This window comes from Duganella vulcania (genome assembly GCF_009857655.1).
Taxonomy (GTDB): domain Bacteria; phylum Pseudomonadota; class Gammaproteobacteria; order Burkholderiales; family Burkholderiaceae_D; genus Rugamonas; species Rugamonas vulcania.
The window spans coordinates 1-8,143 of the sequence record NZ_WWCX01000156.1 but is presented as its reverse complement, the minus strand read 5'-3'; the positions used below and the strand labels follow the sequence as shown (position 1 = coordinate 8,143).

The 8,143-nt window shown below is 66.2% G+C and carries 6 protein-coding genes and 1 pseudogene; all 7 read left to right on the top strand.

Annotation, left to right across the window (positions count from 1 at the left end; translation table 11 throughout):
- Positions 1-193, top strand: a pseudogene (locus tag GTP90_RS33870) (lipopolysaccharide biosynthesis protein); the annotation flags it as partial.
- 35 nt (positions 194-228) lie between these two features.
- Positions 229-1,662 carry an O-antigen ligase family protein gene (locus GTP90_RS33865; protein WP_161087634.1) on the top strand — a complete coding sequence of 478 codons (1,434 nt, stop codon included), beginning with the start codon at positions 229-231 and terminating at the stop codon, positions 1,660-1,662.
- Complete coding sequence (locus GTP90_RS33860) at positions 1,662-2,585, top strand: glycosyltransferase family 2 protein (RefSeq protein WP_161087633.1); 924 nt, start codon at positions 1,662-1,664, stop codon at positions 2,583-2,585. The genes GTP90_RS33865 and GTP90_RS33860 overlap by 1 nt, the downstream gene beginning before the upstream one ends.
- A gap of 204 nt (positions 2,586-2,789) precedes the next feature.
- Positions 2,790-5,036, top strand: a complete 2,247-nt coding sequence (locus tag GTP90_RS33855) for a DUF4962 domain-containing protein (protein WP_161087632.1) — start codon at positions 2,790-2,792, stop codon at positions 5,034-5,036.
- A gap of 133 nt (positions 5,037-5,169) precedes the next feature.
- Positions 5,170-6,366 (top strand): glycosyltransferase, encoded by a 1,197-nt coding sequence (locus GTP90_RS33850; protein WP_161087631.1) that lies wholly within the window; start codon positions 5,170-5,172, stop codon positions 6,364-6,366.
- Entirely contained in the window at positions 6,360-6,785 is a 426-nt protein-coding gene (locus GTP90_RS33845; protein WP_161087630.1) for a serine O-acetyltransferase, read from the top strand. Before GTP90_RS33850 ends, GTP90_RS33845 begins: the two co-directional genes overlap by 7 nt.
- 120 nt (positions 6,786-6,905) lie before the next feature.
- Entirely contained in the window at positions 6,906-7,976 is a 1,071-nt protein-coding gene (locus tag GTP90_RS33840) for a glycosyltransferase family 4 protein (RefSeq protein ID WP_161087629.1), read from the top strand.
- Positions 7,977-8,143: the final 167 nt, after the last annotated feature.

Here is an 8,143-nt window from a genome sequence, read left to right as displayed (position 1 = left end):
GCGCGGGCTGGGCCCGGCACCGGCGCTGGCCTTGCTGTGTGGCGGCTTGTGCGGCGCAGGCGTCACGGCGCTGCTGGTGGTGGGCGCGCCGCAGCTGCTGGGCCCGCGCGTGCTGCAGATGCTGGTGCGCTTCAGTCCGCCGCTGCCGCGGCGGCTGATTAATTACATGAATGTGGCTTGCGACAAACGATAGGAAACCGAATGGATCTGATAATTTTTGGTGCGGTGGTGCTGCTGCTGGCCTTTGCGCTCATTTTTGGGGCCGCCTTCCTGTTGCATCTGGGGCATAAGCGCGAGGAGGGGCTGTTGCCCTATATCTTCTATCCGGTGCTGCTGTCGATCGGCGTGGGCGCCTTGTTATCCGGGCGCAATCTTTTCTTTTTCGACGAGACGATGATGATCGGCGCTCCGCCTGCCAAGCATGCGGTGGTCGCCTGGGCCAGCCGGGTGGCGACGCTGATGCTGTTGTTGGTGCCATTTGAACGCATCGGCCATTACCTGCTGGCGGGACGGCGGCGGCCGGCGGTGCCGCTGCTGCTGCTGGGCGGTTTCCTGACGTTTTTCGTCACCAACATCGTAACCAGCGCCTTCTTGTCGGCCCACCATTCGCTGCTCAAGGATTACTTTATGTTCGTCGGGGCCGGCGTGGCGGCGTTGCTGATGTCGCGCGCGGAGACCGAGACCGCGCTGCGTACGTTCCGCAACGGCGTGCTGGTGTTCATGCTGGTCGGCGCGGTGCTCGCGCCGCTGCGGCCGGAACTGGTGATGAGCCATAATTACTTCGGCATCTTGCCTGGCGTGCACATACGCTACGCCGGCCTCAGTTCCCACGCCAACAGCCTGGGGCCGTTGTCGGTCGTGTTTTTGCTATGCCTATGGCACAGCCCCTACGCCAATCGCCTGCTGACCTGGTTCGCCTGGGGGCTCGGTTTGATGACCTTGCTGTTGACCCAATCCAAATCCAGCTATATCTCCTTCTTGCTTGGCATCGCCTGCCTGATTTATTTCCAGGGCGACCAGTCGCTGCTGCGGCGCTTGCTGGATCACCGCCGCCCGCATCTGCCTGTGGCGCTGATCCTGGCAGTGCTTGGCGGGCTGGCGCTGGTCTGCCTGGCCTTCATGTTCGGCGGCCTGGGCGACCGCATCGCGCGCTTCTTCGGCTCGAGCGCGGGCGCCGAGCTGGTGAGCCTGACAGGGCGAGACGAGATCTGGCAGATCGCGCTCAAGGAATGGCGCCGCAGCCCCGTGTTTGGCTATGGCTTGACCATTTTTGACGACGCGTACCGCTATCAGATCCACATACCGTATGCCTATCACGCGCACAGCCAGTTCTATCAAAGCCTGGCCAGCGCCGGCATCGTGGGCTTTGCCGGGCTGATCGTGTACCTGGCGACCCTGCTCTGGTTCACCGTGCGCACCGTGCGCACCAGCCAGGGCTTGTCGCTGGCGCTGTTCGTGATGATGCTGTCGCGCTCGGTGAGCGAGGTGCCGATGTCCCTGATCGGTTTCGGTACCGAGCAGATGATGCAGCTGTTGTTCCTGATGGTCTTGTCGGGTTATATGCGGCAGCGGCCGGCGGTATCTGGTGCCGTCGCGACGCCGGCGACTGCGCCGGTTGTTGCCTTTGCGCAAAATGCTGCGTCCGCGCGGGGGGGATACTGATGTTGTGTTCGGTAATCATGCCTTTGTACAACAAGGCGGCTTTTGTCGAGATGGCGATACGTTCGGTGCTGGACCAATCCCATGCCGAGGTCGAGGTGATCGTGGTCGATGACGGCTCGCGCGACAGCGGCGCCGACGTGGTGGCGGCGATGGACGAACCGCGGGTGCGTCTGCTCCGCGTGGCCAACGGCGGTGTCTCGCTGGCCAGAAACCGCGGCATCGAGGTTGCCCGCGGCGACTTGATTTGTTTCCTGGACGCCGATGATTGGTATCAACCGGGCTACCTGGCGGCGGTGGTCGCGATGGCCGAACGCCATCCCGAGGGGGCGTTTTACGCGACCGCCTATCGCCGTATTCCCGACGGCAGCGCGGAAGCCCAGGTGGGGGCGGCGCAGGCGCCGGCCCCGTTCGAGGTCATCGAGGACGGCTTCTACCGGCTGCGCTTCGGCTCGCTGTTTTGCACCAACTCGGTGGCGGTGCGCCGCCGCGATCTGCTGCCCTTCGCCCCCTATTTTCCGGTGGGGGAATCGCTGGGCGAAGATCTGGACCTGTGGTTCCGGTTGATGGAACGGTTGACGCTGGTTTATTGCTCGACCCCGCTGGTGGCGTACCGGGTGGCCGTCAGTGGCAGCCTAGTGGCCAGCAATGCGGTCACCGCGCTGCTGCCCGCGCTGCAGCGGCTGGAGCGCCGGGTGCAGGCCGGCAGCGTGCCGGCGGCCATGCGCGAGGCCGCCCTGTGGCTGGTGGCGGACGCCCGCATCAGTGTGGCCCGTAGCGCCTGCCTGAACGGTCGTCGCGCCTACGCGCTGCGGCAACTGTTGGGTATCCGCAACGGTGTGCGCGCCAAGCGCTGGTGGGTCACCTTGTTGATGTGTGTGCCCGGCGGCAGGGCGCTGGTTCAGTGCGGGAAAAGCTGGCTTTGAGGAAAAAAAACGGCTGCCCCGCGCAACAAATGTTGTATAGTAAAAGGCATTCAGGCAGACAAATATGGTTTGTCGGCAGGGAATTTTAATTTCTTGCGGAAACTTATTTGTGGCACAATCTCGGCTGTGCGCGGGCCTTGCGCGGGTTGTTCCGACCCACTTCTTTTGTTTTGTTTGCCGTTCTTCTCGACTCTGGAGAGTCCCATGACTTTCACTATCGCACGCATTGCCCACTGCGCAGTGCTGATCTCCGCATCCGTTGCCTGGGGTACCTGCCACGCGGACTGGGCCCAATCAACCGATCCGCTGGCAACGCGTCCGTTGCCCACCAATTTCGAAGTCCAGGCGCAAAATCCGCCAGCCTTCTCGTGGTCGCGGCACTGGACCAATCCCGCCTCGTATGTGCTGGAAGTGACCGGGCCGACGACAGCCACCGTCACCACCCTGACCGTCAGCAAAAACTGGTATCTGCCGTCCAAGGCAATGGCGGTGGGCACCTATTCCTGGCGGGTGCGGCCATCGCTGACCCAGGAATGGTCGACCCCCCGCAGTTTCGTGCTCAACAGTAGCTCGGCGGTATTTGAAGTGCCGGAATCGAGCGTGTTGCGCGCGGCCATCCTGAGCCGCCCGCGGCCGCGCGCCTTGCCTTCCGGAATTCCGGTGCGCAGTGCCTGGCCGGCCGGGATGGTGACCGAACGGGGCGGGGCGCTGACCCGTTTGATGGGGGATGTGCAGCGCGTGACCTTGTCCGAGCCGCCCGTCACGGATGCCATGTGGCCGCTGGTCACCAGCAAGGTCGTCACCGCCGATGTCAACGCGCAATGGGCTAGCATCCGTACCCACGTCAACATCGTCCGCCGGCAGCTGGAGGCGGCCGCGCTGGTGTACCGCCTGACTGGCGACCCGGTGTACCTGAAGGAGGCGTTGTTGCGCGGCGATCAGCTGGCGGCGCTGAGCCCGTCCGGGCCGACCGGATATGCCCAGTTCGATATCATGACGCTGCCGATCGCCGCCTCGCTGCTCAAGGCTGCCGATTTCCTGGCCGGCAGTCTGGACAGCACCCGGCGCGCGGCCTGGATGAAGAGCGTGGCGCAGCGGGGCGCCGACGTGTATGCCGACCTGTCCAGCAGGAATGGCTGGCTGGACCAGACCCCGTTTGACGAACACGGCGGCTCCAATTTCGGCTACCTGGCGATGGTCGCGACGCTGGCGCTGGGCGATGTGCCGGCGGCGGTCGACTGGTTCGATTTCTCGTTCCGTAACTACGTCAATTATATTTACCACTGGAGCGGCCCGGAGGGCGGTTACGCCAACGGCACCGCTTACGGCCAGTACGCGATCGACGCGGCGCTGCAGATTTGGCAGCCGATGAGCACGGCGTCGGGACTGAATATCTTCGACAAGCCATGGGCCAAGGGTTTCCTGCAGTTCTTCATGCATTTCACGCCACCGGGCACGCCGTCCCACATGTTCGGCGACGCCAACGAGGAAGTGCCGGACCTGCGCTACATGAAGGCGCTGGCCTCGCGCATGAAATCGCCGCAGGCGGCCTGGTACTACCGGAACATCGCCGGCGACGAGGATCCGCTGACGCAACTGCAAGTGGCCTACCCGCTGCCGGTGTTGTCGGTGGCCAGCGTGGCGCCCCCGCCTAATTCGGGCTTGTATCCGAGCATCGGCTGGGCCGCCATCCACAGCGATATCGCCGATCGCGGACGCACCTCGCTGTATTTCAAGTCCAGCCCTTACGGCTCGTTCAACCACAGCCATGGCGACCAGAACGGCTTCACGCTGAACCGGGGCGGGCGCAAGCTGCTCATCGGTACTGGCTGGTACGACTGGTACAATTCGCCGATGTGGACCGACTGGTACCGCGCCACCAAGTCCAAGAATGCCGTCACGTTCGACGGCGGACAGGGACAGCGGACGGAGGGCTACAGCGATCCGATGGTGCGCAACGGCAAAGTGGTCGGCTTCTCCAGCTCGTCGACGGTGGATTTCGTCGAAGGCGACGCCACGGCGGCGTTCGCCGGCGCGTTGACCCAGGCGCGGCGCCAAATCTGGTATCTGCGCTCGCAGGACGCCTTCGTGGTGTACGACAAGCTCGCTTCGGCGACGGCGCGTACCTTTGAATGGAATCTGCACGCGCCGGTGCCTATGGTGGTCGACGCGGTCACCGGCGAAGCCAAGATCGTCAATGTGGACCAGTCGGTATGCGTGACGCCTATTCCCAATAGCACGGATCAGAAGTACAAGGCGCTGGTCGGCCCGGCGCCGAAACCCGGCACCACCGAGTACCATGGCGCCTACGTCAAGAACGCGGCGCTCAAGTCGGCCGAGTTTATAATGCTATTGGACGTGGGGTGTAAGCATCCTGTGGTATCCTTGACAAGCATGGGCGGAACGCGCGTGCTCAAGGTGGGGGCGCAGTCGGTCACACTCCAGCCCTAGGGCGGGGGGGCGGCGATGCCGCCGCCGCGCGCCGCGCCGCCAGTATTCACCCGGGAAGCGATTTTTATCGCTTCCTTTTTTTCGTCAGAGGCCAGCGTTGAATTCCCCCCCCAAGTTGAGGCTGTTGCAGTTTGTGCCAGAACCCCTCCCCACCTTCCGCGCCGATGTGGCCGTCCTGTTCGGGCGCTACCTGCCGCGGGCGGGGGTGGCGTGTCACCTGGTCGGTCCGGCCGCGAGTGCGGCGGGCGCCGCCGACGATGAGCAGACCAGCCGCTCGCCCTATCACCGCAGCCGCCTGCGGCGCGAATGGGCGTATTTGCGCCTGTGCTGGCGGCTGCTGTGGCGCGCCGAGCGCAGCCGATATGACGTGATCCAGGTGCGGGACATGGCCGCCATCGGCTGGCTGGCCTTGCAGGTGGCGCGCTGGAAGGGCATCCCCTTTGTGTACTGGATGTCGTTCATGATGTGCGACGGGCGGATCGGCAACGCGCGCGCGCAGATCGCCGCCGGCGGCGGCCTGCGCGCGCGCGCGGTGCTGTGCAAGGGGCTGGCCGAGCGCTGGCTGCTGAACCGGGTGGTGCTGCCGGGCGCCCAGCACGTATTTGTGCAGAGCGCGGCGATGCTCGAGGCGGTGGCCGCTCAGGGACTGGCGCGGGACAAGATGACCGCGGTGCCGATGGGTGTCGACACCGAGGTGCTGCACCCGCGCGGCGTCGTCGCGCGCCGCATGCCCGGATGGGACGCGGTGCCGGTGATCGCCTATCTGGGCACGCTGGATCGTCCGCGCTGCCTGCATGTGGTGATTGACGCGCTGGCCCATGTGCGCCAGGTGCATCCGCAAGCGCGCCTGCTGCTGATCGGCGACGCCTCCAGCCGGGCGGACCTGGACGCGCTGTTGGCGCACGCCGCCGCCGCCGGGCTGGCGGCGGCGGTGCACGTGACCGGCTGGATGGCCGCCAGCCAGGCGTGGCCGCTGCTGGCCGGCGCCGACCTGGCGGTGTCATATCTGCCGCGCGGCGCGCTGCTCGATACCAATTCCCCCACCAAGATCCTGGAATACCTGGCGTTGGGCCTGCCTTGCGTGGGCAATGACAATCCCGATCAGGCGGCGGTCCTGCGCGCCAGCCAGGCCGGCTGGCTGAGCGGCAGCACGGCGCAGGAGCTGGCGCAAGGCATGCTGCAGATCCTGGCCGATCCCGGCCTGGCGCGCCAGCGCGCGGCCGGGGGGCCGGACTACATCGAACGGCACCGCAGTTACCGCGTGCTGGCCGACGACGTCGCCCGCCAGTACCATGCGCTGCTGGCGCCGCTCCAGGAGGTGCGATGCTGACCATATTCCGCCTCGCCGCGCTGTTGTACCGGTGGCGGGTGCCGCTGCTGCCGCGCTGCCTGTATCTGCTCAACCGCATCATGTTTGCCGTGGTGTTGCCGCCATCGGTCCGGGTCGGCAAGGGCGTCACCTTTGCCTACCAGGGGCTGGGGGTGGTGGTCCACGAGCGTGCCGTGCTGGGCAACGATCTGTACATCGGCGCCCAGGTCGTCATTGGCGGGCGCAGCGGGCAGCACGCGGTGCCGGTGATCCACGACGGCGCCTTCCTCGGCGTCGGCGCGAAGATCCTGGGGCCGGTGGTGATCGGCGCCGGCGCCACGGTGGCCGCCGGCGCGGTGGTGCTGAGCGATGTCGCGGCCGGCGCGCGCGTGGCCGGCGTGCCGGCCAGACCGATGCGCGACGCACGCGGCGGTGCGTGAGGCCCGGCTGCGGCCATGCGCACTCTTGTTTCCGAGATACCTTGGTAGAATGGCGCCGCCGTCCGCACGGTGGCGCCGGTGGGCCGCTCGCGCCGCCGTTTTAACTTGCAACGAGGATTTATGAAAAAAATAGTCATGCTGGGGACGCGCTTTGACACGATGGGCGGCATCTCCGCCGTCGTCAATGTGTACCGGGCCGCCGGCCTGTTCCAGCGTTTTCCGATTGTCTACCTCGATACCCATTGCGACGGCGGCGCGGGCGCCAAGCTGCAGCTGCTGTTGCGCACCTGGTGCCGGTTTTTCGTCCTGCTGCTGAGCGGACAAATCGGCCTGCTGCATGTGCACGTATCGCGGCGCGCCAGCTTCTGGCGCAAGGCCCTGTTTTTCCTGCCGGCCTTCCTGTTCCGGGTGCCGGCCGTGCTGCATCTGCACAGCGGCGCGTTCCACGAGTTTTACGAGCGCGAGTGCGGCAGCGCCGGGCGCTGGCTGGTACGGCTGGTGTTCGACCGCGCCGCGCAGGTGATCGTGCTGTCGCAGACCTGGCGCCGCTGGGCCGCCACCATCACCGCCAACCCCAATGTGCACGCCATCTATAATCCGGTGCTGATGCCGGCCGCGACCGCTGAATGGGACGCGCGCGTGGCCGGCCAGACCCTGTTTTTCGGCCGCCTGGGCAAGAACAAAGGCAGTTACGACCTGCTCGAGGCGGCGGGCCGCCTCGCGCCGCGCTTCCCGCAACTGCGGTTGCGCATGGGCGGTGACGGCGAGTTGGCGGAGGTGGCGGCGCGCGCCGGTGAACTGGGCATCGCGCCACAGGTCGAGTTGCTTGGCTGGGTGCGCGGCGCCGACAAGGAACACGCGCTGGCGAGCGCGACGCTGTACGTGTTGCCTTCCTACAGCGAGGGGCTGCCGATGAGCGTGCTGGAAGCGATGGCGGCCGGACTGCCGGTGCTGACCACGCCGGTTGGCGGCATCCCGGAGGCGGTGGGCGATGGCGTGGAGGGCTTTCTGATCGCCCCCGGCGACGTGGCGGCGCTGGCGCTACGCTGGGAGCAACTGTTGAGCGATCCGGAACTGGCGCGGCGCATGGGCCAAGCGGCACGGCACAAGATCGCCACCACCTTCTCGGCTGAGGCCATTTTGCCCCAGCTTGAACAACTGTATCGCGACATGGGATATCTACCGGTATGACGACGCTGGCCTGGAAAATCAACCGCATTAGATTGATGGGGGGGGCGGAACTCGGGTGGCGTGTCGCCCAGATCGTGCAAAAGAAGGCCGCCCGACTCGGCCTGGGCCTGCGGCCGCTGCCGCCGGCTCCCGGCGCCGGCTACGGCCGCGCGTTCCTGCCCGCCGCT